Annotated in this window: 25 protein-coding genes, 1 other RNA gene and 1 pseudogene; 15 read left to right on the plus strand and 12 right to left on the minus strand. The window is 62.6% G+C overall.

What is annotated here, in order from left to right; genetic code table 11:
- The first annotated feature begins 6 nt into the window (after positions 1–6).
- The 3 genes from AB5Y59_RS06525 (at position 7) to AB5Y59_RS06535 (ending at position 2639) form a co-directional block, all read left to right on the plus strand.
- Entirely contained in the window at positions 7–489 is a 483-nt protein-coding gene (locus AB5Y59_RS06525; RefSeq protein ID WP_045525218.1) for a cytochrome c-type biogenesis protein, read from the plus strand.
- Positions 486–1748 (plus strand): c-type cytochrome biogenesis protein CcmI, encoded by a 1263-nt coding sequence (gene ccmI / locus AB5Y59_RS06530; protein ID WP_045525220.1) that lies wholly within the window; start codon positions 486–488, stop codon positions 1746–1748. The genes AB5Y59_RS06525 and ccmI overlap by 4 nt, the downstream gene beginning before the upstream one ends.
- Before the next feature lie 78 nt (positions 1749–1826).
- On the plus strand, positions 1827–2639 hold the full coding sequence (locus AB5Y59_RS06535; protein WP_029314176.1) for a VacJ family lipoprotein: 813 nt from the start codon (positions 1827–1829) through the stop codon (positions 2637–2639).
- Positions 2640–2749: 110 nt separating this feature from the next.
- Here the strand turns inward: AB5Y59_RS06535 and sodB are convergent, their stop codons facing one another.
- Positions 2750–3334, minus strand: a complete 585-nt coding sequence (gene sodB, locus AB5Y59_RS06540) for a superoxide dismutase [Fe] (RefSeq protein ID WP_010673954.1) — start codon at positions 3332–3334, stop codon at positions 2750–2752.
- A gap of 287 nt (positions 3335–3621) precedes the next feature.
- Here sodB and AB5Y59_RS06545 point away from each other — a divergent pair, with 287 nt between their 5' ends.
- Positions 3622–3966, plus strand: a complete 345-nt coding sequence (locus tag AB5Y59_RS06545) for a Grx4 family monothiol glutaredoxin (protein ID WP_010673955.1) — start codon at positions 3622–3624, stop codon at positions 3964–3966.
- A 67-nt stretch (positions 3967–4033) separates the two neighbouring features.
- Here the strand turns inward: AB5Y59_RS06545 and AB5Y59_RS06550 are convergent, their stop codons facing one another.
- Positions 4034–5245: an RsmB/NOP family class I SAM-dependent RNA methyltransferase gene (locus AB5Y59_RS06550; protein WP_010673956.1), complete on the minus strand. Its 1212-nt coding sequence runs from the start codon at positions 5243–5245 to the stop codon at positions 4034–4036.
- 211 nt (positions 5246–5456) lie between these two features.
- Here AB5Y59_RS06550 and AB5Y59_RS06555 point away from each other — a divergent pair, with 211 nt between their 5' ends.
- The 4 genes from AB5Y59_RS06555 (at position 5457) to AB5Y59_RS06570 (ending at position 9498) form a co-directional block, all read left to right on the plus strand.
- Positions 5457–7424 (plus strand): reprolysin-like metallopeptidase, encoded by a 1968-nt coding sequence (locus AB5Y59_RS06555; protein ID WP_368211682.1) that lies wholly within the window; start codon positions 5457–5459, stop codon positions 7422–7424.
- The gene (locus tag AB5Y59_RS06560) at positions 7421–7744 is read left to right on the plus strand and encodes a hypothetical protein (protein ID WP_039039894.1); all 324 of its coding nucleotides are present in this window, start codon (positions 7421–7423) and stop codon (positions 7742–7744) included. The genes AB5Y59_RS06555 and AB5Y59_RS06560 overlap by 4 nt, the downstream gene beginning before the upstream one ends.
- 156 nt (positions 7745–7900) lie before the next feature.
- Complete coding sequence (gene pdxH / locus AB5Y59_RS06565; RefSeq protein WP_010673959.1) at positions 7901–8539, plus strand: pyridoxamine 5'-phosphate oxidase; 639 nt, start codon at positions 7901–7903, stop codon at positions 8537–8539.
- Complete coding sequence (locus tag AB5Y59_RS06570; protein WP_010673960.1) at positions 8539–9498, plus strand: LysR substrate-binding domain-containing protein; 960 nt, start codon at positions 8539–8541, stop codon at positions 9496–9498. The genes pdxH and AB5Y59_RS06570 overlap by 1 nt, the downstream gene beginning before the upstream one ends.
- Before the next feature lie 328 nt (positions 9499–9826).
- Here the strand turns inward: AB5Y59_RS06570 and AB5Y59_RS06575 are convergent, their stop codons facing one another.
- Genes AB5Y59_RS06575 through AB5Y59_RS06585 form a run of 3 tightly spaced genes read right to left on the minus strand, consistent with a single transcriptional unit; the run spans position 9827 to position 12248 of the window.
- Complete coding sequence (locus AB5Y59_RS06575; RefSeq protein WP_368211684.1) at positions 9827–11008, minus strand: M20 family metallopeptidase; 1182 nt, start codon at positions 11006–11008, stop codon at positions 9827–9829.
- Complete coding sequence (locus AB5Y59_RS06580; RefSeq protein WP_042016367.1) at positions 11008–11457, minus strand: hypothetical protein; 450 nt, start codon at positions 11455–11457, stop codon at positions 11008–11010. Before AB5Y59_RS06580 ends, AB5Y59_RS06575 begins: the two co-directional genes overlap by 1 nt.
- Positions 11454–12248: a DUF3100 domain-containing protein gene (locus AB5Y59_RS06585; protein WP_323926701.1), complete on the minus strand. Its 795-nt coding sequence runs from the start codon at positions 12246–12248 to the stop codon at positions 11454–11456. Before AB5Y59_RS06585 ends, AB5Y59_RS06580 begins: the two co-directional genes overlap by 4 nt.
- A gap of 285 nt (positions 12249–12533) precedes the next feature.
- Here AB5Y59_RS06585 and AB5Y59_RS06590 point away from each other — a divergent pair, with 285 nt between their 5' ends.
- Together AB5Y59_RS06590 and AB5Y59_RS06595 are read left to right on the plus strand one after the other, a co-directional pair.
- Entirely contained in the window at positions 12534–13724 is a 1191-nt protein-coding gene (locus tag AB5Y59_RS06590; RefSeq protein WP_368211686.1) for a GNAT family N-acetyltransferase, read from the plus strand.
- 152 nt (positions 13725–13876) lie between these two features.
- Complete coding sequence (locus AB5Y59_RS06595) at positions 13877–14383, plus strand: GNAT family N-acetyltransferase (protein WP_010673966.1); 507 nt, start codon at positions 13877–13879, stop codon at positions 14381–14383.
- Positions 14384–14455: 72 nt separating this feature from the next.
- Here AB5Y59_RS06595 and AB5Y59_RS06600 read toward each other — a convergent pair whose 3' ends face one another.
- The gene (locus tag AB5Y59_RS06600; RefSeq protein WP_041212648.1) at positions 14456–14956 is read right to left on the minus strand and encodes an SRPBCC domain-containing protein; all 501 of its coding nucleotides are present in this window, start codon (positions 14954–14956) and stop codon (positions 14456–14458) included.
- Positions 14957–15138: 182 nt separating this feature from the next.
- On the opposite strand from AB5Y59_RS06600, the gene AB5Y59_RS06605 reads away from it, so the two are divergent.
- Positions 15139–15579: a GNAT family N-acetyltransferase gene (locus AB5Y59_RS06605; protein ID WP_128342902.1), complete on the plus strand. Its 441-nt coding sequence runs from the start codon at positions 15139–15141 to the stop codon at positions 15577–15579.
- Positions 15580–15730: 151 nt separating this feature from the next.
- Here the strand turns inward: AB5Y59_RS06605 and eda are convergent, their stop codons facing one another.
- Positions 15731–16330, minus strand: a complete 600-nt coding sequence (eda, locus tag AB5Y59_RS06610) for a bifunctional 4-hydroxy-2-oxoglutarate aldolase/2-dehydro-3-deoxy-phosphogluconate aldolase (RefSeq protein ID WP_368211687.1) — start codon at positions 16328–16330, stop codon at positions 15731–15733.
- 62 nt (positions 16331–16392) lie between these two features.
- Between eda and AB5Y59_RS06615 the strand changes: the two genes are divergently transcribed.
- Entirely contained in the window at positions 16393–16668 is a 276-nt protein-coding gene (locus tag AB5Y59_RS06615; protein ID WP_225160059.1) for an FCD domain-containing protein, read from the plus strand.
- 282 nt (positions 16669–16950) lie between these two features.
- Here the strand turns inward: AB5Y59_RS06615 and ssrA are convergent.
- Positions 16951–17310, minus strand: a transfer-messenger RNA (tmRNA) gene (ssrA, locus tag AB5Y59_RS06620).
- Positions 17311–17432: 122 nt separating this feature from the next.
- Positions 17433–17921 (minus strand): SsrA-binding protein SmpB, encoded by a 489-nt coding sequence (gene smpB / locus AB5Y59_RS06625; RefSeq protein ID WP_010673973.1) that lies wholly within the window; start codon positions 17919–17921, stop codon positions 17433–17435.
- Between the two features lie 248 nt (positions 17922–18169).
- Between smpB and AB5Y59_RS06630 the strand changes: the two genes are divergently transcribed.
- Both AB5Y59_RS06630 and AB5Y59_RS06635 read left to right on the plus strand, forming a co-directional pair.
- Positions 18170–18604, plus strand: coding sequence for an SRPBCC family protein (locus tag AB5Y59_RS06630; RefSeq protein ID WP_010673974.1), 435 nt, complete (start codon positions 18170–18172; stop codon positions 18602–18604).
- Positions 18597–18953, plus strand: a complete 357-nt coding sequence (locus tag AB5Y59_RS06635; RefSeq protein ID WP_039039886.1) for an RnfH family protein — start codon at positions 18597–18599, stop codon at positions 18951–18953. Before AB5Y59_RS06630 ends, AB5Y59_RS06635 begins: the two co-directional genes overlap by 8 nt.
- A 67-nt stretch (positions 18954–19020) precedes the next feature.
- Here AB5Y59_RS06635 and AB5Y59_RS06640 read toward each other — a convergent pair.
- The 3 genes and pseudogenes from AB5Y59_RS06640 to yiaY all read right to left on the minus strand — a co-directional run bounded on the left by AB5Y59_RS06640 (position 19021) and on the right by yiaY (position 21379).
- A pseudogene (locus AB5Y59_RS06640) lies at positions 19021–19656 on the minus strand (NAD-dependent epimerase/dehydratase family protein).
- A 100-nt stretch (positions 19657–19756) separates the two neighbouring features.
- Positions 19757–20095, minus strand: coding sequence for an outer membrane protein assembly factor BamE (locus tag AB5Y59_RS06645; RefSeq protein ID WP_029314185.1), 339 nt, complete (start codon positions 20093–20095; stop codon positions 19757–19759).
- 132 nt (positions 20096–20227) lie between these two features.
- Positions 20228–21379 carry an L-threonine dehydrogenase gene (yiaY, locus tag AB5Y59_RS06650; protein WP_043154545.1) on the minus strand — a complete coding sequence of 384 codons (1152 nt, stop codon included), beginning with the start codon at positions 21377–21379 and terminating at the stop codon, positions 20228–20230.
- A gap of 392 nt (positions 21380–21771) precedes the next feature.
- On the opposite strand from yiaY, the gene udp reads away from it, so the two are divergent.
- Positions 21772–22527 carry a uridine phosphorylase gene (udp, locus tag AB5Y59_RS06655; RefSeq protein WP_010674037.1) on the plus strand — a complete coding sequence of 252 codons (756 nt, stop codon included), beginning with the start codon at positions 21772–21774 and terminating at the stop codon, positions 22525–22527.
- Positions 22528–22622: the final 95 nt, after the last annotated feature.

Genomic DNA, 22622 nt, shown 5'->3' on the forward strand with positions numbered 1-22622 from the left:
TCCCCGATGAAAACACTGATTGCATCCCTGTTGCTGCTGGCCGGTCTCGTCTGCGCCGGACAGGCCCGCGCCGCCATCGATGTCTACACCTTCGAGAGCGAGGCCCAGGAGCAGACCTTTCGCGAGCTGACTAAGGAGCTGCGCTGCCCCAAGTGCCAGAACCAGGACATCGCGGATTCCAACGCCGGGCTCGCCAAGGATCTGCGGGACAAGACCTACCAGATGGTGCGCGAGGGCAAGGAGAAGCAGGAAGTGGTGGACTACATGGTGGCCCGCTACGGCAACTTCATTCTCTATGATCCCCCCCTGATGGCCTCGACCCTGATCCTCTGGCTTGGCCCCTTGCTGGTCATCGTGATTGGCGTCGTCACCGTGGTGGTGCGAAGCCGCCGCCATGCCCCTGCTCCCTTGCAACAGCCTGAAGGCACCCTGAGTGCAGAAGAGCAGGCCAGGCTGTCCGCCCTGCTCAAAGAGGAAGAGAAACCATGACCCCATTCTGGATACTGGGTGCGGCCCTGCTGGTGCTGGCGAGCCTGGCGCTGATCGTGCCGCTGTGGCGCGGCGAGGGCAGGCAGAGCATCAGTCGCTCGGCCCTCAACAAGCAGCTCTATCGCCAGCGCCTGCTGGAGATAGGGGAGGAGCGGGAGCAGGGGATACTGGCGGAGGAGCCGGAATCCCTGGTGGAGCTGCAGCGCAGCCTCCTGGACGACATTCCCGACGTGGAGCAGACCGCCCGTGGCGGCAAGAGCCTGATCTGGATCCCCGGTGTGCTGGTGCTGGCGGTGGTGAGCATCGGCCTCTACGCCAAGCTCGGCGCCTGGCAGGAGGTGAGCCGCTGGCAGTATGCCAGCAGCCGGTTGGGGGAGCTCAGCAATCGCATCCTGGTGGAGCGCGACACCCGGGTGACCGAGCAGGATCTGCTGGACTTCACCCTGGCCCTGCGAACCCGGCTGAAAGAAGAACCGAACGACTACCGTGGCTGGCTGCTGCTGGGGCGCCTGACCCTGGATGGCAATGATCCCGAGATGGCTCGCGAGGCGCTGGAGCGTGCTTACGCTCTCGCGCCCCAGAAGGCCATGGTGGCGGTGCCCTATGCCCAGGCCCTGATGATGACGGGGGAGGAAGCCCGTGCGGATCAGCTGTTGCAGGCGGTCATTGCCGAGGACCCGGCCAACATCGAGGCTCGCTCCGTCCACGCCTTCATGGCCCTGCAAAAAGAGGATTTCCAGACCGCCCTCGACCGCTGGCAGGGGATGTTGCCGCTGCTGGAGCCGGGCTCGGCCCGCTACACCATGGTGGAGCGCTCCATGGAGTACGCCAGGCAGCAGCTTGGCCAGCGTGGCATCGCCGTGACCACCCCGTCTGCCGAAGGCCAGGCACAAGCCGAGGTGCTGGCGGTGAAAGAGGGGGAGTTCCCCCTGCACATCACCCTGGCGCCGGGCATCAAGATGCCGGAAGATGCCCATCTGTTCGTCTTTGCGGTGATCCCCAACGGTCCGCCCATGCCCATCGCGGTCAAGCGCATTGCAGGCCCGCATCTCCCGCTCACCCTCTCCCTGGGGGACGGGGATGCCATGATGGAGGGGAGCAAGCTGGCGGCCCATGCCGAGCTGCAGTTCAAGGCGCGCCTCTCCCGGGGCGGCAACGTCATGAACAAGGAAGGCGCCTTTGAAGGGGTTTCGGTCACCGTGCCGACCAGCACCATCCCCACAGCGCCGATTGACATCCGCATCGATCACGCCCTCTAATACGCTTTTGGCCCACCCCTTGGGGTGGGCCCCCTGTATAATTCATATCAATACCCAAAAAAATCTTAGGACTTTCATATGTATCTGCGTTCAGGAGCATTGGCGGTGGCATTGCTGCTCGCGGGCTGTGCGGGCGGCCCTCCCAAGCCGGGCCCGGAGAGCCTGGATCTCGGCGAGACCCCGAGCCGCCCCGGGGCATCCAGCACGGCCAGCGATCCTCGCGACCCCTTCCAGGGGCCCAACCGTGCCATGTGGGCCGTCAACTATGACGTGCTGGAGCCCTATGTGGCGCGCCCCGTGGTACACGGCTATGCCCGCTATGTCCCGCAAGGGGTGAGGGACAGCATCGAGAATTTCGTGGACAACTTCGACGAGCCGAGCAGCATGGTAAACCACCTGCTGGTGGGTGATCTGAAAGGGGCCGGTACCAACCTGGGCCGCTTCACCCTCAACACCACTGTGGGCCTGCTCGGTCTGTTCGACGTGGCCAAGCATGCGGGCCTGGCTCGCAACACGCTGGAGATGGATACCGTGCTCGGCAAGGCCGACATCGGGGATGGCGCCTATCTGATGGTGCCGGTCTACGGTCCCACTACCACCCGGCAACTGGTGGGGGATACCATCGATACCATCTACTTCCCCTATGCCCTGCTGACCTTCCCGCTGAAGGTGGTGCACTGGGCGCTGGATGGCCTCGGTACCCGCTCCAAGCTGATCGATCAGGAGCGCATCATCGACAACGCGCTGGATCCTTACGCCCTGACCAAGGACTTCTACTTGCAGTACAACGATGGCAAGGTGACGGGCCGCAAACCCGAGCTCCAGGAGCAGAAGCCAGAGGCGGCTGATGATGGCAACCTCGACGATTACATGGACGAGATAGACCAGTAAGCACGGTCATCTTCCACAAGGCGCCTGCGGGCGCCTTTGTTGTCGATGGCAGGTATTCGACCATAAAAAAACGCCCCGCAAGTGCGGGGCGTTTTGGCAAGAAAGGCTTATCAGGCAGCCAGGTTCTTGGCCACGAATTCCCAGTTGACCAGGGCCCAGAAGGTTTCCATGTACTTCGGACGCAGGTTGCGGAAATCGATGTAGTAGGCGTGTTCCCACAGGTCGACGGTCAGCAGCGGGGTGGTACCGGCTTCGGTCAGCGGGCAACCGGCGTTGGAGGTGTTGACGATGGCCAGGGAGCCGTCAGCCTTTTTCACCAGCCAGGTCCAGCTGGAGCCGAAGTTGCCGATGGCAGACTTGGTGAACGCATCCTTGAACTCGGCGAAGGAGCCGAAGGCCTTGGTGATGGCATCGGCCAGGGCGCCAGTGGGCTCGCCACCGCCGTTCGGGGAGAGGCAGTGCCAGTAGAAGGTGTGGTTCCAGATCTGGGCAGCGTTGTTGAAGACGCCACCAGTGGAGGTCTTGATGATCTCTTCCAGAGACTTGCCTTCAAACTCGGTACCCGGCACCAGGTTGTTCAGGTTGACCACGTAGGTGTTGTGGTGCTTGCCATGGTGGTATTCCAGGGTTTCCTGGGAGATGTGCGGTTCCAGAGCATTGATTGCATAGGGCAGAGCGGGAAGTTCGAAAGCCATTTTCTACTCTCCATTGGCTGGTCCGTGCGAAGGCGACGGTTGCAAGACATTGCGTACTCTTTTCTATCTTGAAAAGAATTGTTCTTGAAATGAGGGGGCCAGACGGCCCAAAGCCCGTCGATTGTAGCAGTATCAAAGATGGGCGAACAACCCTTGATTCTTGCCATGATCCGGATCAAGCTGCGGCGTATTGATGCATGACTTCTTTCATTCGCAACGGTTTGCCAGTTTGTGGTCTGCCCGGATTACAGTAGAATGGCCGCCGAAATCGCTCCAGTGAGGCATTTATGGAAACTATTGAAAAGATCAAACAGCAGTTGGCTGAGAATCCCATCATCCTCTACATGAAGGGATCCCCCAAGCTGCCCAGCTGCGGTTTCTCTGCCCAGGCCTCCCAGGCCCTGATGTCCTGCGGCGAGCCTTTCGCCTATGTCGACATCCTGCAGAACCCGGACATCCGCGCCGAGCTGCCGAAATTCGCCAACTGGCCCACCTTCCCGCAACTGTGGGTCGAGGGCGAGCTGGTCGGTGGTTGCGACATCATGATCGAGATGTTCCAGGCCGGCGAGCTGCAGACCCTGATCAAGGAAACTGCCGCCAAGCACAAGCAGGATGACGCTGCCGCCGAATAAGGCCGCATCCATACCATGCAAAAAGGGGAGCCACTGGCTCCCCTTTTCTTTGTGCCCACGACAGACATCAGGCGATGCGTTCGAGGCGCGCCATGTAGAAGCCGTCGAAGCCGGTCTCGGCCGGGCTGACGTTGTGATCGCCGATCAGGCGGAAGTGCTCGTTGGCGGCGAGGAACTTGTCCACCTGCTGGCGGTTCTCCTCGGGCAGGATGGAGCAGGTGGCGTAGACCAGCAGGCCGCCCACCTTCACCATCTGGCTGTAGCGCTGCAGGATCTCCTCTTGCAGGGCGACCAGCACCGGCAGGCGCTCGGCGGTGTCGCGCCACTTGGCATCCGGGTTGCGCTTGAGCACGCCAAGGCCGGAGCAGGGGACGTCCAGCAGCACGCGATCGGCGCTTTCTTTCAGGCGCTTGACGGTCTTGCTGCTGGTGATGACCCGGGTCTCCACGTTGTGGGCACCGGCGCGGCGGGCGCGCTGCTTGAGGTTCTCCAGTTTCCACTCTTCCACGTCCATGGCCAGCAGACGGCCCTTGCCCTGCATCATGGCGGCCAGGTGCAGGGTCTTGCCGCCGGCACCGGCACAGGCGTCGATGACCCGCATGCCGGGCTTGACGTCGAGGGCCGCGGCCACCAGCTGGGAGCCGGCATCCTGCTGCTCGAAGCAGCCATCGGCAAAGGCCTGGGTACGGAACAGGGCGGCGTCCGAGGTCACTTGCAAGGCGGTCTCCACTCCGTCGACGGGCACTGTGGTGACATGCTCTTTGGCCAGCATGGCTTGCAGCTCGTCCCGGGTGCACTTGAGGGTGTTGACCCGCAGGTAACGCTTGGGCATCCAGGCCAGGGCGGCACGCTCGGCCGGCCAGGCGTCGCCCAGTTGCTCGCTGCCGAGTTTTTCCAGCCAGGCAGGGCAGCCGTCCATCAGCACCGGGTTCTTCTTGGCCTCGGTCAGGCGGCGGCGGAACGCCTCCTCGTTGAAGCGATCCAGGGTCGGGTGGTTGGGCTGATCTATCTTGTGGAAGGCGTGCCAGCTGTGCAGCAGCGGCCAGACATTCTTCTCCGCCTGACGGACCTGGATGCCGGTGAGGAAGCAGTAGAGGCTGAGGCGGCGCAGCAGATCGCCGGTGACCAGGGCAATCCTTGCCTGTTCTTGCGGTTTGAGTTCGATGCCGGAGAAGTGACGTGCATAGGCGCGGTCGAGGGTAAGACCCTGACCCAGCACATCGTCAACGATGGCAACGACCAGATCCCCGAAACGGGGCAACAGTGGGGACTTGAGCATGAGATTAACCTTGGCCAAAGAAAGAGTGAACCGGCCCCGTCGAAGAGGGGTTCTGGAACGGACAAATCCGCGCCATGATAGGGGCTAGTCTGCATTGGTGCAACCTTCCCCATTCGGGGAATGTACAGAGGATGTTGCTGGACTAATCGGACCAGCGGGCAAATGATGCCGTGGCAGTTCAGGTGAATCCGTTTAAAAAGGAATTAAAAAGATGCAGTTGATGAAATATTCTCCGCTGGCGGTGCTGGTGGCGGGTCTGATGACGTCCGGCAACCTGATGGCCGGCGAGTGGCATACGGTCACGGCGCGGGCCACCGCCGCCGATGGGTACGAGGTGAGGGCCAGCCAGTATCGCATCGTCACCGTCTCCACCGATTACCTGGCTGCCCTGAAGGGGGGCGAGCGCCGCCTGACTCTGCCTCTGCCGGATGGCAAGGAGGTGACCTTCAGTCTGCAACCCTATGATCTGCTGCCGGCGGATCTGGCCGCCAAATATCCCGATATCCTGGCCTTCAAGGGGTACAACGACGCGGCGCCGGGCGAGACCGGGCGCTTCGATCTCGGTCCCCAGGGATTCCACGCCATGTTCAGCCATGAAGGGAAGATGGTGTTCGTCGATCCCCTTCGCAATGGGGAAGGCTATGCCGTCTATTACCAGCAGGATGCCCACAGCCGGCTGGAAGAAGAGGCGGACAAGGTGATCGGGGGCGAGGCCAAAAAGCTGGCCCGCCAGGTGCTGGTGGATGGCAACGAGCGCAAGCGTTATGTCATCGCCATCTCGGCGGCGGGGGAGTATACCCAGTATCACGGCGGTACCGTGGAGGCGGGTCTTGGCGCCATCACCACCCTGCTCAACCGGGTCAACGAGGTCTACCAGCGTGACGTGGCGGCCGAATTCCAGCTGGCCAGCGGCAACGACACCATCATCTTCACCGACGTGGCGAACGATCCCTTCAACAATGATGACGGCGATGTGGATGCCAACATGCAGGTGCAGGCCGATGCCCTGACCAAGGGTCTGGGGGCCTTCGACATCGGCCATGTGGTCAATACCGGTGGCGGTGGCCTGGCGGGACTGGGCGTACTCTGTACCGACGAAAAATCGGCGGGGATGACGGGCTCCTCCGAGCCGGTGGGGGATGCCTTCTTCATCGACTACGTAGCCCACGAGATTGGTCACCAGTTCGGGGCAGACCACACCTTCAACGGCACCACAGGCAGTTGTGGCGGCGGCAACCGGGAACCAAGCCAGGCCTGGGAGCCGGGCAGCGGCAGCTCCATCATGGCCTATGCGGGGATCTGCGGAGACGAAGATCTGCAGCCCCACAGCGAGCCCTATTTCCACAGCAAGTCCATCGAGCAGATGCGGGCCCACATGGCCACGGAGCCAAATTGCGGCACCCCGTTGGCGCTGGTCAACAATGCGCCCCAGGTGGCGGCAGGCAATGACTACGTCATCCCTGCCAACACCCCCTTCGTGCTCAAGGGGGCGGGGGCCGATCTTGACGGCGATCCGCTGAATTACACCTGGGAGCAGATCGATCTGGGGACGGAGTCGAGCAGTCCGGCCACTATGGTGGATGACGGCAGCCGTCCGCTGTTCCGTTTCGTGGCGCCGACCAGCGTGCCGGAGCGCACCCTGCCGAGTCTCACCTCCCTGCTCACCAACACCCTGGCGATAGGGGAGGCCTGGCCTGCCACCAACCGGGACCTGAACTTCCGCCTCACGGCGCGGGACGGCAAGGGCGGTGTCGCCAGCGATGACATGAAGATCCAGGTGGTCAACACCGGCAAGGCCTTTACCCTGACCAGCCCGGTGGTGACCCCCCTGGGGGCGGGCAAGACGCAGACCATCAGTTGGGAAGTGGCCGGCACCAATGCCGCCCCCATCAACTGCAGCAAGGTGGATCTCTTCATGACCCGGGACGAGGGGGCAAACTGGACTTCCCTTGCCAGCGGCAAACCCAACTCGGGCTCGGCGAGCGTCACCATCCCGGCGGGCCAAGACGGCACTGCCCGCTTGAAGGTGGCGTGCAGCGACAACATCTTCTTCGCCATCAGTCCCCTCAAGCTCTCGGTCACCCAGCGCGGTGAAGAGGGGGGAAGCGGTGGCGGCGGGGCCCTCGGCTTCTGGACCCTGGCCCTGGCGTTGCTGGGCTGGCAGCGGAGGCGGGCATGAGACTGGCCGGGGTGCTGCTGCTCACCCTGCTCGGCGGTTGTCAGGCCGATGCAGACACCCTGGATCAGGCGGTCAGCGCCAGCCTTGCCAGGCAGGATTACCGGCTGATCGTGCGGGCCGGGCGCGGCGAGGTGGCGCCCGGGATCGCGGCGGATCAGCAGGCGGCGGCCAAGGCCCGCTGCGGCGTGCGCTATCTCGATGGATTCGGGGATGTCATCAAGCCGGATCAGAAGGAGGCCCATGCCAGGCTGAGCGCCTATGCGGCGGACTACAACCGGCGCATGCTGGCCCATTGCCCGCCGGTTGACGGCAAGCAGTAGGCTGACGGTCATCGGCATAAAGAGGGAGGCATGGGCCTCCCTCTTTTTTGCTCCGCCATTTGGCCGCCCCGAGGCTTGTACCCATGGCGCGCTCGTCGCACAATGCCTGCACCCATCGCCGCACGGGCGGCAGAGAAAGAGAGAAGGAAAATCAAGATGATGGATGTGGCTGATCTGCGTCGCGAATACACCAGGGGTGGACTGCACCGGGCCGATCTGCCGGCCGAGCCCCTCGCCCTGTTCGAGAAGTGGCTGGCCCAGGCGTGCGAGGCCAAACTGACCGATCCCACCGCCATGGTGGTGGGCACCGTGGATGCCGATGGCCAGCCCTGGCAGCGCACCGTGCTGCTCAAGCACTACGATGCCGAAGGCATGGTGTTCTACACCAACATGGGCAGCCGCAAGGCGCATCAGCTGGAGGGCAACCCCCGTATCAGCCTGCTCTTCCCCTGGCATACCCTGGACAGACAGGTGCACGTGACCGGTCGGGTGGAGAAGATGAGCACCTTCGAGGTGATGAAGTATTTCCACAGCCGTCCCAAGGACAGCCAGATCGCCGCCTGGGTCTCCAAACAGTCGACCCGCATCTCGGCCCGTGGCGTGCTGGAGGCCAAGTTCCTCGAACTCAAGCAGAAGTTTGCCAATGGCGAAGTGCCGCTGCCGAGCTTCTGGGGTGGTTTCCGGGTGCGCATCGACACCGTCGAGTTCTGGCAGGGCGGGGAGCATCGTCTGCACGATCGCTTCTATTACACCCGCGAGGGGGACGGCTGGCACATCGAGCGCCTGGCGCCCTGATGAACATCGCCCGGCTCAAGAACTTCACCGAGATAGTGAAGAACAACTTCAACATCTCGGCGACGGCGGAGAAGCTCTATACCTCCCAGCCGACCCTCAGCAAGCAGATGAAGATGCTGGAAGAGGAGCTGGGGCTGGCGCTGTTTACCCGCAAGGGCAAGAACCTGGCGGGCCTGACCCCCATGGGGGAGCAGGTGATGGAGCTGGCCAGGGGAGTGGTGGCCCAGGTGGAGCAGATTGGTCAGCTTTCCCTCGGGGATCAGCTGGCCACCAGCGGGGTGCTGCGCATCGCCACCACCCACACCATGGCCCGCTACAAGCTGCCGGCGGTCATTACCGAATTCTCCCGCCGCTACCCCGAGGTGAGCATCCAGCTGCATCAGGGAGCCCCTGCACAACTGGCGCAGATGGCGCAAAACGGGGATGTGGAGATGGCCATCGCCACCGAGTCCATGCACCTGTTCGACGAGCTGGCGACCGTGCCCTGCTATCGCTGGGGGCGCAGCGTGGTGGTGCCCCACGGCCATCCGCTGCTGGACTGCCAGCCGCTGGCCATGGCGGATCTGGCCCGGTATCCCCTCATCACCTATGTGTTCGGTTTCACCGGCCGATCCAAGATGGACAAGGCGTTCGGTCGCCATGGTCTCAGCCCCCGCATCGTGCTGACGGCCACCGACAGCGACATCATCAAGCACTATGTGCGCCTGGGGATGGGAGTCGGGGTGATCGCCACCTCGGCGTTCGACGAAGGGGACAGGGAGAGCCTGGTCTGCCTCAACATCGATCATCTGATCGCCTCGAGCGTGGCCCATGTGTGCCTGCGCAGGCACGCCCACCTGCGGGACTACATGTACGACTTCATCCACCTCTATGCCCCCCATGTGAGCCGGGAGACGGTGCAGCTGGCGCTGCTCAACCAGGGAACGCCCGCCCCGTCTGCGACCCTGCCCTGGCTCTGAAGGCCGTCAGGGGGAGTCAGAGGTGCTGCATAGATGCAAAAAAGAGAGGCCAGTGGCCTCTCTTTTTTGTGGTAAGTGGTGTCCTGTGCTGCCTTTTCCCGGTGATCCCTCTCTCCCGGCTGTCGTGGTCACCAGATTGACGGCGCTCCGGGTGCCGAGCAGCAGATCGCCATCATCCAGCATGGCCTCGGGGTGCGGCAGCCCCCTTGCTGCTTAGGGGGTTCGGGTCGCCAGATTGACGAAGATCTGGGCTCCCACCAGCAGGCAGTCGTCGTCCGGGTAGTAGGGGATTGACGTGGTGCTGGCAGTGGCAGATCCCCCTGGCCCGTCAGTCGACCCTGGTCGCCAGATTGACGAAGATCTGGGCTCCCACCAGCAGGCAGTCGTCGTCCAGGTAATAGGGGTTCGCGTGCAGGTAGTTGCAGACCCCCTTGGCCTGATTGCCGCTGCCGAGGAAGAACATGGCCCCCATGCGGCTTGGCGTGGCGTTGATCATGTAGCTGAAGTCCTCGCTGCCGGTCATGGGCTGGCCCTTTGCGTTGATCCCGTCGCTGGACAACACATCCGAGGCGGCTTGTTGCAGGCGCTCGCAGGCCTGGGGGTGGTTCTCCACTGCCGGGTAGCCGGCATGGACCATGGTGGTCTTGAAGCCGCGCAGCTCGCTCTGGGCGATGATGTCCCTGAAGCTGTTTTTCAGGATCTGGTCGGTTTCGGCGTCCATGGCGCGGATGGTGCCACGGGCCTGCACATGATCGGCGATGGCGTTGGGAATGGTGCCGCCGTTGATCATGCCGCAACCAAAGACCGCCGGGCTGAACGGGCTGGTGCGCTTGGCGACGATGTAGTCCATGTCCTCGATGATCCGCACCGCCTCCCGGATGGCATCCAGCCCCTTGTGAGGGGTGGAGCCGTGGGCGGAGATGCCGTGCACATCGAGCGTCCAGGCAGATCCCCAGGAGGACATGACCCCCTGGTTGAACTTGATGGTGCCCGTCTCCATGGCGCCGTCGTTGTGCAGGGCATAGACCTCGTCCACCCCCTTCATGCAGCCAAGCTCCACCATCTTTTCGGCCCCGGGGACACGCATGTCCTCTTCCGCCATCTGGAAGATGAAGCGGACGTTGTACCGCAGGCGCTCGCGGTTGGCGGCCAGAAAATTGGCGGCGGTCAGAGCGATCGCCATGTGGGAGTCGTGGCCGCAGTTGTGGGCCATCCCCTCATGGGTGGATTTGAACGTCACCTCGCTCATGTCGTGCATCTCCAGGCCATCCATGTCGGCACGAAAGGCAATGGTGGGCAGGGTGGGGTCGACCGCCAGATCCCCGTGAAAACCGGTGAAGCCGGGATACAGGGTGATCCTGTAGCCGAACTCTTCCATCAACCCACGGCAGTAGGCAGAGGTCTTGAACTCGGCCCCGGAGTATTCCGGGATGCGGTGCAGGTGGTGGCGCACTTCGTAGCTGAAGTCGCGCAGGGCCAACAGGTCAGGTTCGATATGGTAGTGGTTCATCAGATGATCCCTTGAATGGAGAAACCGAGCTGGGCAACCAGGGAGGCGCCAAAGAAGCAGCAGGTGGAGACGATCATGAAGATGAGGATCACCTTCCACGACATCTTCTTGAGCTCCTCCAGTTGACCGCCCACCGAGAGGCCGGCGAAGGCCAGGAGCGGCACGCAGCAGGAGAGGAAGGAGATCTTGGCCACGGCATCGATGAAGAGGCCGCGCACCGGGGTCTCGGGCAGGCAGATGAGAATGCCGATGATGGTGGCATAGGCAAAGGCTGGCAGGGAGGAGGGCAGATAGCGCTTGGTCACCAGGGAGGCGAACACCACCAGGGACATGGCGACGAAGCTGTCCCCCATCTGCCACAGCGGCAGGCCCGAGGTCAGGGTCTGGGTGAACATGGCCAGCAGGATCGCCAGGAAGACGAAGCGCATATCCATCACGATGCTTTTCATGCTTTCTCTCCTTTGGCGGTCAGGGCATAGATTTTTTCAGCGAGCGGCAGACCCAGATAGGTGAGGGAGAGCGCTCCCAGGGCCGACGAGAGCAGGTTCGAGGCGGCGGCGATGCTGAGCACCTGCTGGGCCATCGCCTCATCAAGGCCGTTGATGAGGGCACCGGAGGCGGCGCTCAGCATGGAGCCGGATCCCACGCCGGAACCGGCGGCCAGGGCCAGAGGATGCAGCCCGGTGAGGGGGGCGATGCTGCCGAGCACGCTGAACCAGAGGGTGCCGATGACGGAGCCGCACAGGTAGATGGCGAGCACGCCGATGTACTCCTGGGAGCCGGTGCCGAACTTGCCCTGGATCACCGCGACCGAGGGTTCACGGCTGATGGAGGAGCAGGCCCCGATGGCGCGGCGGCCAAAGCCGAACTTCACCGCCAGCGGAATGGCGATGAGGATGGGCAGGAGGTTGCCTATTTCCTGCAGGAAGAGCGGTACGCCGACGCTCAGGATCATCTTGAGGTTGGGGATGATCATCCCCGCATACTGGGTCCCGAGGATCAGCAGGCTGAAACCCACCATCTTGCCGCAGAAGCCCTCTTCTCGCTCGGTGAAGAGTCTCTTCCAGCCGGGAATGCGATCCTTGACGGGCTTGGCGGAGACGATCATGCCGATGATGACGGCAAAGAGCATGGGCAGGATGGGGATGATGGCGATGCCGAGTCTGATCTCCTGCTTCCCGATGAGGGATTGGGCCACGAAGATCAGCAGGGCGGTCGCCAGGGTACTGACTACTACCATTTTGAGTGGGCTGGTTGGCTGCATAGTGTGTTCTCTTGTTATCCGTTGTCCTTCATGGGCGTCTTTGGTCACGCCATGATGGGGGCATGATAGGAAGCGAAGAGAGGAAGGAATGTGACCGCCATCAAGTCAGCCATATGGCATTTTTTCATGGGGTATGCCGTTTAACCATGGTAAACATATGGTTTAACAACTCATTGGCAGCTGCTTATGCTGCCTCAGACAGGAGTGTGGTGCCGCCCGGGCACCCGGTGCCTGATCCGGGGGGCGGATGTGGGGGAAGGAATGGATCTGTTGATCGAGGGTGCGCTCTGGCGCCCCTCCTGGCAAGCGGCGTTGCAGGCCTGGCAGCACCAGGAAAACCGCTGGTGGCTGCTGCTTGGCAAAGGGGAGGCGAGGGAGATGGCACCCTGGGCGGTCAGCCCGCCAGATGGCATTCTCCTTGCCCGCGACCTGCTTGCCGCCTGGCTGGGGGAGGCCGCCTCCCCGCTGATGGCGACACAGCCGGACCGGCTGATCCTGATCGCTGCCTCCGGCTCCCTGCTGACCCTGGCCAGAGAGAGCGGCCTGCTCACCCTGGGGCCCGCGGGGGCGGATCATCGCCTCGGTGCCGATGACGACCTCGGGGTTGCCCTGCAACGCCTGCTTGCCCGCCGCCTGATGACCCCGGTGCTGCGCGAGCCTGGCGGGCAGGACGCGCTGGTGCTGCGCCCACTGCTGCCCGGCGATGAGAGCGCCATCCTGCGTTATTGTTCGGATGCGGCGCTCGCCCGCTATACCCTCAACATCCCCCACCCCTATTCGCCGGAGGCGGCGCGGGACTGGCTTGCCCTGAGCGGGCGCAAGGCTGCTCTCGGGCTGGGATGCACCTGGGCCCTGACTCTGCCCCAGGGGCGTGAAGACGAGCCCGCTCCCCTGGTCGGCTCTCTCTCCCTGCACTGGCACGGGGAGCTGGCATGGTGGGTCGGCGTGCCCTGGCAGAACAGGGGGCTGGCCACCCGGGCCGCGAGCCTGGTCAGGGCGTTTGCCTTCGAGCAGTGGCACCTGCCTGCCCTCACCGCCCGCCACATGCCGGGCAACCTCGCCTCAGGCCGGGTGATGGAAAAGACTGGCATGCACCATGACGGGCGTCGGCCAGATCCGGTCGATGGCGCCCTCGAGCTCGATCACTGGCGGCTGGATCGCCCGGCGCGCCTGACGGATGCACGCAAAGAGGCGCTGGCCCCCTGGCTGGATGACGAGGAAGTGGTTGTGGCCATACTGCACGATGAGGGGGTGGCGCTCTTCATGGCGGGGGAGGTGACAAAGGATGAGCAGACACTCAGCGGGCTGACGGTGCGGCGCTATCCCCTGGCCATGCTGGCGCCAGAGGCGCCCGGGGTGCAGGCCCATGGTGGTGGCGCCCTGCTCAAGGAGTGCGGGGATCTGGGCCTCGCCTATCTGCGGCGATTGCGACAGCCTGACGACGGACGCTGATGGCTTGCGCAAGGGCGGTCATCGCGAAGCCTGGTGCGGGGTCTGTCAGGCGTTTTCCTGAGTCCGTCCTCCCATTTTCAGACAAAGGCAGTGAAGTGGCGCCCCACTTCTGTGGAATAATGGCCGCCCTGCTGTACGAGGAGTAACGCTGTATGTTGAGAACCGAGCGTCCCGGCGACATGCTGCCAGTCTATGAGCTGGTGAGTGCCGCCTTTGGTCGTCCCGACGAGGCCGAACTGGTCAACCGCCTGCGAGAATGTGGGGCCGCCGTGGTCACCATGGTCGAGGAGGAAGAGTACGAGTTCATGGGGCACCTGATGCTGAGCCCGATCACCATTGAGGGACAGGAAGGGCCCTGGCTGGGACTGGCACCCGTGGCCGTGCATCCCGACTGGCAGGGGCAGGGCATTGGCTCGGATCTGGTGCGGGAAGGGCTGGACACGGCACTGGAGATGGACTGGAAGGCGGTGGTGGTGCTCGGGGATCCTGCCTACTACGCCCGTTTCGGCTTTCGGCCTGCCAGCGACTTCGGCCTGCACTGCATCTACGAGGTGCCGACGGAGTGTTTCATGGCGATGGAGTTGCAACCCGGCGGGCTCGACGGGGTAAGGGGCGAGGTGCTCTATCACCCCCTGTTCGATGAAGAGCCGGTGGAGTGACCGCCTGCCCATCCATGAAAAAGGACCCTTAGCGGGTCCTTTTTCATGCCATGCCCATCGCTTGAACGGACGTCACTGGGCCAGGGATTTCAGCTGCTGCTTGCTCGGCGGGTTGTTCCAGTCGATGGGGCCGTGGGTGAAACGGTACTGAAGCCTCGGCAGACTCAGTTCCAGCCACTCCTCCCGGAAGTAGGCATAGCCCTGGTCCCAGTCCGGATCCTGCGCCCAGCCGGTCTGCAGGAAGTGGAGCCGGGTGCCCTGGCCCTCCGGCACGAAGCGCAGGCTGACCTGGGTCTTCTGTTGACGAATGTGGGGAAACTGGGGAGGGAAATTCCAGCTGAAGCTGAGCAGATCATGGGGCATGACCGCCATCACCCGGCACCCTTCGCTGCCACGCTCGCCGAGGGGAGCATCGGGTCTGAAATAGATCTCGAACGGTCCGTTGGGTTCCGGGACCATGAGGCACTCCGGCGCCAGAAAACTGCGCAGCCCGCTCTCTGTGGTCCAGGCCCGCCAGACATCGTCAATGTGGGCGGGTACCAGAATACTGCCTTCAATTTGCTTGTTATCCATAAATCAGTGAACCTCAAACCAGTCATGGACGGGACCTCGGCAGTATAGCCCCTGAGGCGATAAAATAGGCAGCCCTGTGTCACATGGTTACGTATTCAAGAGGGTCCACATTGCCGATTTGACAGCACGGCGGGATCCATCGAGAGTGGGAAGCGACAAGCACGCAACGCAAGGATGGTGTCATGATCAGAATGATGACGGAAGCTGATGAGCCCATGCTGGCGCAGCTCTTCCTCAAGGGAAGGCGCCAGGCCTTCCATTGGGTTGATCCCGCCCTGTTCCGGCTCGAGGATTTTGCCGATCAGACCCGGGGCGAGGAGATCTGGGTGGCGGAGAAAGGGGGCAGCCCGTGCGGATTCGTCTCCATCTGGGGGGCCGAGAGCTTCGTGCATCATCTCTACGTGGTGGCGGACTGGCACGGGCAGGGCATGGGGCGGGCCTTGCTTGCCGCCGGTTTGGCCGGGTACCCCTCCCCGGCCTCCCTCAAGGTGGCCATGCGCAACACCACGGCGATGGCTTTCTATCATCGCCTGGGCTGGGAGAACACCGAAGAGACGGGTCATTGCGACATCACGGGCCCCTGGCGCAGGCTGGTGTTGACGCCCGATGCCGCAGGGGAATAAGCCGCTGGCAGACTGCGGCAACCGCACCGCACATTGATCTCCAGCCCTCGCAGGGCATAAAAAAGCCACTTCGCGGGAAGTGGCTCTTCAACACATCCGGGGGAGGGCAGACCTTCCCTCGCTCAACCGATGATCACAGGGCCGCCACGGCCTATCTTACCAGGGCGGCCAGCTCTTCCCACCTGCCCTCGTCGATGAACTTGGCCGGCACCATCCAGGTGCCGCCGCAGGCGATCACGGCATTCAGCCCCAGATACTCCTTCAGATTGGCCGGCGTCACGCCGCCGGTGGGCATGAAGCGCACCGGATAGACGGCGCCCAGGGCCTTGAGCATGGCGGTGCCGCCTGACTGCTCTGCCGGGAAGAACTTGAGGTGGCGAAGCCCCATCTTCATGGCTTGCTCCACCAGGCTGGGGTTGTTGACCCCGGGGATGATGGTGACGTCCTTGTCCAGGCAGTACTGCACCGTGGTCGGGTTGAAGCCGGGGCTGACGATGAAGTCGGCACCCGCCGCAACGGCCGCATCCACCTGCTCGCGGTTGAGCACGGTGCCGGCCCCGATCAGCAGATCCGGGTAGGCCGCGCGCATCTGGCGGATGGCCTCTGCGGCGGCGGGGGTGACGTCGGCCCCTTGCAGGCGTGCGGCGAGATAACCGGCGCTGAAGGAGTTGCCCGCCGCCGTGGTGTCGATCACCTGTTTGGCGGACAACCGCAGGGCGGCGATTTCGATCCGCTGCGTTGCCGTGACCACCAGGCAACCTCAGAGCCGCGCTTGACGACGATCTCGCCCACCCCGAAGCCCTGGCTCCCTGGCTGCATTGCGAGCGCAACCCCTACTGGCGCAAGCTCCACGAGCATATCGACGACAAGGCCATCTCCAGCTGGTGCGACGATCACGACCAGATCCTCAAGGCCCTGATGCGCAAGGATCCGCAGGCGGCCAAGCTGGCCATGTGGCAGCACCTGGAGAACACCAAGCAGATGCTCTTCCAGGCCACCATCTTCGATGACGAAATGGAGGATGACCGCTACCTCTTCTCCGAAAATCCCGTCGTTCATCTGACCCAGCCTTCCACTGCCAACGGCTAGTGGAAGATTCTCGGGGGCGAACCCTCGAGGTTGTTTCAACCCCATGGAGGCGCTGGGCTGATGGCGTGGCCCACAGCGCCCGGGCAAATTGCTGCTCCACTCGCCGGTTTTTGCTGGCGACGCCACCTGGAGCTGGCCCATGTCAAATGCAGCCACCCCCCGCAGAGCCTTTGGCCTCAGGTCTGGTCATGCACTGTGCTCTTGGGGCGGTTACATCCTCTGAAAGCCAGAAAAAGGATACAAAAAGGGCCACTTCTTGCGAAGTGGCCCTTTCCAAACGTTTGGTGGAGCTGGGGGGATTTGAACCCCCGTCCAAAATTACTACATCCTCGGTACTACATGCTTAGTCACTCTTTACATTCGCCAACACGCTGCGGAGAGACACGCCACGCATTGACTAGCTCGATTGGTTTTAATGCTTCCGCCCCGAGCAGGACTTCCACACGATCCTGTGAAGGATGACCTTCCATTTCCCTAGGACACAGGCAAGCTAGGGGAGAAGGGCTCAGCGCAGGTTATTAAGCTGCGAGTGCGTAGTTTTCGTCGTTTGCGACTATTTTTTTGCGGTTTATTAACGAGGCCTACCGCACCTCGGCATGCACCTTGGGTTTCGTGAATCTTGTCGAATCCAGAATCAGCCCCAAGTTGTCAAAAGGGATTGTACGCAAAAATCCTGTCATGGCAAGGCGTTGATGGCAATCGACCGGCCTTGGCCGGTCGATTGCTGGTTTATTGGTCGCCGCATGGGGGCCGGCGGCGCACAATCAACCGCGGTGCTTGTTCTTCATGATGCGGGCCTTCTCACGGTCCCATTCCCGTGCCTTGGTGTCTTCCCGCTTGTCGTGCTCTTTCTTACCTTTCACCAGGCCGATCTCGACCTTGACCCAGCACGCTTTCCAGTAGAGGGCCAGCGGCACTATGGTGTAGCCCTGACGAGCGGTCAGGCTCTCGAGCTTGTCGAGTTCACGGCGACTGAGCAGCAATTTGCGGGTGCGGGTCGGATCGCATACCACGTGGCTGGAGGCGGCGTTCAGCGGCAGGAAGCTGGAGCCGAACAGGAAGGCTTCCCCCTGCATGAAGATGACATAGGCTTCGCTGATGTTGGCCTTGCCCGCCCGCAGGGACTTCACTTCCCACCCTTGCAGGGACAGGCCGGCTTCCACGCGCTCTTCGATGAAGTACTCGTGACGGGCGGTTCTGTTGAGTGCAATGGTGCTGGACCCGGCTTTGTTTTTACTGTTCTTTTTGCTCATGACGGGGGCCTTAGGCAATGTTTAGGAAGGCGCATTATACGTGGGTGGCGGCGGCTGTAAAACGCACAGCGCTCCGAGTGGCGGCTTTGTGAGCAGTTCGATGACGATTTTGAGGGAAGGGCGGTGCGAGAGCGGACCACACTGGCCGGAAAGTGTGCGATTGCCCTGCTTGGTGACCCGCGAACAGTTTCGGCGGTGATTTTGGCTGACAAGGTGATAAAATCGGGCCGATTGGATGAGGAAAACCCATGCCCCGTATTACTCGCAGTGCCCTGGTGATGTTCAGCGCGGAACAGATGTTCCGGCTGGTCAATGATGTTGATGCCTATCCTGAGTTCCTGCCCGGCTGTGTCGGCAGCCGTGTTCACGAGTCAGGTGAAGACTACATGATGGCCTCGGTCGATGTGGCCAAGGCAGGTATCGCCAAGACCTTTACCACGCGCAACCAGCTCGATGCCAATCGCACCATCAAGATGGAGCTGGTGGAGGGGCCTTTCAGCAAGCTGGCGGGATGGTGGACCTTCACGCCCCTGGACGTGGATGCCTGCAAGGTGGAGTTCGATCTCGACTTCGAGTTCACCTCCAAACTCATTGAGCTGGCCTTTGGCCAGATCTTCCGCGAGCTGGTGAGCTCCATGGTGCTTGCCTTCTCCAATCGTGCCAAGGTGGTTTACGGTGTCTGAGCTCCTCAATATCGAAGTGGCCTATGCCCTGCCCGAGCGGCAGACGGTGCTGTGCATCCGGGTCGCGCCCGAGACCAGCGTGCTGGCGGCCATCGAACAGTCCGGCATCCTGCAAAAGCACCCGGAGATCGACCTGTCGGTCAACAAGTTCGGTATCTACAGCCGTCCGGTGAAGGGCACAGAGTCGGTGCAGGAGGGGGATCGCATCGAGATCTACCGCCCTCTCATCGCCGATCCCAAGGAGATGCGCAAGAAGCGTGCGGAAAAAGCCAAGGAAGAGGGGCGTGCCGATGTGGTCACCGGCGGGCGGCCCGATGTGCACCGCAAGCGAGACGATGCCGGCACCTGACGGGTGATGGGTTGTGACAAGGGGCGCCGTGGCGCCCCTTTGTGATCGTCTCGCCCGGCACGGGGCATCACAGGGTGAGCAGGTGCTCGTTTTCCACCGTCTCTATCCCGCTCTCCTGGATGGCAAGGCGCGTCATGGCGTGCGCTACCTGACTGGCCTCGATGGCACGCCAGCGGCGCAGCGACCCGCGCAGCAGGGGCTTGACCAGCGGATAGATGGCCTGGATGATCTGCTCCGAACGGCGCGCAGGTTCTCGATGGCCGAGCAGCATGGCCGGGCGCAGGATGACGAGCCGCTGCCACTCCTGGGCCAGCAGGGCCTGCTCCATCTCGCCCTTGGTGCGGGGATAGAGGGCAGGGGAACCCGGGTTGGCGCCCAGACTGGAGACCACCAGCAGGCGGCGGCAGCCGTGGAGACGGGCGAGCGCAGCAAAGGCCAGCACATAGTCGAGATCGACCCGGCGAAATGCCTCGGCCGAGCCGGCATCCTTGCGGGTGGTGCCAAGGCAGCAGAAGGCAATGTCCACAGGGGAGGGCAGCGTCAATCTGTCCAGCGCGTCGAACGAGGTGGGCAGTCAGGTGCGTCCCGGAGCGGGATCGCCCGGTTTGCGGCAGAGCAGGAGGAGGTCGTGTTCCGTCCCCAGCTCGCGCAGCAAGGCTTTGCCAATCAGACCGGTGGCGCCGGCAATCAGGAATCGACTCATGATGATCTCCTCGGGGCAATGAGGCATCCAGAGTGTGGCCCGGCGACATCACCGGGGCCAGAGAGAACAAAACCGGCAGAAGCCGGTTTTGTAATGTCATCTAGAGCGGTGTGGTGAAGGCGGCAGGGAGAGGGAAATCACCGGTCACGGTGGCCAGTCTGTCACCCACGAAGTTGAGGGTCAGCTCCTTGCGCTCCTTGTCGCCCCGACCGGGCTGGAACTCATAGAGGTAGTACCAGGTGTTGGGGTCAAAGCTGTCGCGCAACATGGGAGAACCCAGCACGAACTCGACCTGTTCGCGGGTCATGCCCTGGCGCAGCTTGTCGACCTGCTTTTGTTCCACATAGTTGCCCTGGGGAATATCGATGCGATAGACCAGGCTGCAACCGGACAGGGTGAGGGCGGTCAGGGCCGCGGCAATCAGGTGTTTCATCCGCATATCGGGTTCAGATCATCCATACAGTCTTTTTAGCTCGGCAAATCATACCCACTCCCCGTGCGGAAGTAAAAAGCCATTGATCCATCAGCCAATAAAAAGGGCCGCGTGGCGGCCCTGGCAGATCTTGCCCCCTTACATGGCGGCGCGGAAGATGGCGACGATCTCCGCGTGAGTCGCCTGCCTGGGGTTGGTGAGACCACAGGCATCCTTGAGCGCATTGTTGGCCAGCACGTCGAGGTCGTCGGCCCTGACCCCGAGCTGCTCCAGACCGGCGGGGATCTTGACGTCGCGAGCCAGTTGCCGGATGGCGTCAATGGCTGCCGCCGCACCCTGCTCATCGCTCATGGCGCTCACATCCACCCCCATATGACGGGCCACATCCTTGAGCCGGCCGGCGCACACCCGGGCGTTGTAGGCCTGGACATGGGGGAGTAGCACCGCATTGCACACCCCGTGGGGCAGGTCGTAGAAGCCCCCGAGCTGATGAGCCATGGCGTGCACATAGCCCAGGCTTGCGTTGTTGAAGGCCATGCCGGCCAGGAACTGGGCATAGGCCATCTGCTCACGGGCATGGAGATCCTCCCCCTGATGCACGGCGGTGCGAAGGTGTTCGGCAATCAGTGCGATGGCCATCACGGCGCTGGCATCGGTGACCGGGGTGGCGGCGGTGGAGACATAGGCCTCGATGGCGTGGGTCAGGGCATCCATGCCGGTGGCGGCGGTGAGGCCGGCGGGCTTGGCCAGCATCAGTTCCGGATCGTTGACCGACATCAGCGGCGTGACGTGCTTGTCGATGATGGCCATTTTCACCTGACGGGATTCGTCGGTAATGATGCAAAAACGGGTCATCTCGGAGGCGGTGCCGGCGGTGGTATTGATGGCGATGAGCGGCAACTGCGGCTTGGCGGAGCGATCCACCCCCTCGTAATCCTTGATGCTGCCCCCATTGGCGGCTACCAGGGCGATGCCCTTGGCGCAGTCGTGGGGTGAGCCGCCGCCGAGCGAAATGACGCAGTCGCAGCCGTGGGCCCGGATTATCGCAAGACCCGCCTCGACGTTGGCCACAGTGGGATTGGGTCTGGTCTCGTCGAACACCACGGCACCGATGCCGTGCTCGGCCAGGAGGGCGGCAAGCCGGCCCACCACGCCAATCTGGCCCAGGATCTTGTCGGTGACGATGAGCGCCTTGCGATAGCCATGTCCCTGGATATCCGCTGCCGCCTCCTGCAGGCAGCCCGCCCCCATCAGGTTGATTGCGGGAATGTAGAACTTGAATGTCGCCATGATGGACTCCGTATGATTAGCCATTAAGTGGTATGCGGGCGCCAACATAACAGCGTCGGAGGGGATGAGAAGGGGTCAATGGTATCTCGTTTGCAACTTTGTGGACTCGATCGCGCTCTTTAAATGGACGGTCGATCAAGGCTTGACAAGGGATGGGAGTGCAAAAGGAACGTAAAAACGTTTTTCAAGAAATTCATCATCTTAGCAAACGTTTCGCGCCATTTTTGTCAGCTTTGAAGCGCAGAAGTGTGAGGCGCATCAAGGAATTGGAAAGCGCTTTCGACCATAGTTGGCGCCTCCCCGGATGAGGGGACACCGGCTTGAAAGTACCGTAAAGAATCACCTTAACTGCACTCGGCTGCCATGCGGCGGGGCGCAACCAGGAGTCCACTATGTCTGATGTATTTCACTTGGGTTTGAAAAAAGCGGATCTGCAAGGCGCCACCCTGGCGATCGTCCCCGGTGACCCCGAGCGCGTGAAGCGCATCGCAGAGCTGTTGGACAACCCGGTGCACCTGGCCAGCCATCGTGAATTCACTACCTGGCGCGGCGAGATGGACGGCAAGGCCGTGATCATCTGCTCCACCGGTATCGGTGGCCCGTCCACCTCCATCGCGGTGGAAGAGCTGGCCCAGCTGGGTATCCGTACCTTCCTGCGCATCGGCACCACCGGCGCCATCCAGCCGCACCTGAACGTGGGCGACGTGATCGTCACCACCGGCTCCGTGCGCCTCGACGGTGCCAGCCTGCACTTCGCGCCGATGGAGTTCCCGGCAGTGGCCGACTTTGACTGCACCACCGCCCTGGTGAACACCGCCAAGGAGCTGGGCTCCAAGCTGCATGTGGGCGTCACTGCTTCTTCTGACACCTTCTACCCGGGTCAGGAGCGTTACGACACCGTATCCGGTCGCGTGGTACAACGTTTCCAGGGTTCCATGAAAGAGTGGCAAGCCATGGGCGTGCTGAACTACGAGATGGAGTCCGCGACCCTGCTGACCATGTGTACCAGCCAGGGCCTGCGTGCGGGCATGGTGGCCGGTGTCATCGTGAACCGTACCCAGCAGGAAATCCCGAACGCCGAAACCATGGCGAAAACCGAATCTGATGCCATCAAGATCGTGCTGGGCGCCGCCCGCAAGCTGATCTGATAGCACCACACCGAGTGGGGGGTGGGGGCCGTTGCGAAAGCGCGGCCCCTATCTTTATCCGCCGTTTGCCCCTTTTGCCTTCCTGGCCCTGCTTT

Origin of the sequence: Aeromonas sp. s10, assembly GCF_040907975.1 — a bacterium.
GTDB classification, from domain to species: domain Bacteria; phylum Pseudomonadota; class Gammaproteobacteria; order Enterobacterales; family Aeromonadaceae; genus Aeromonas; species Aeromonas caviae.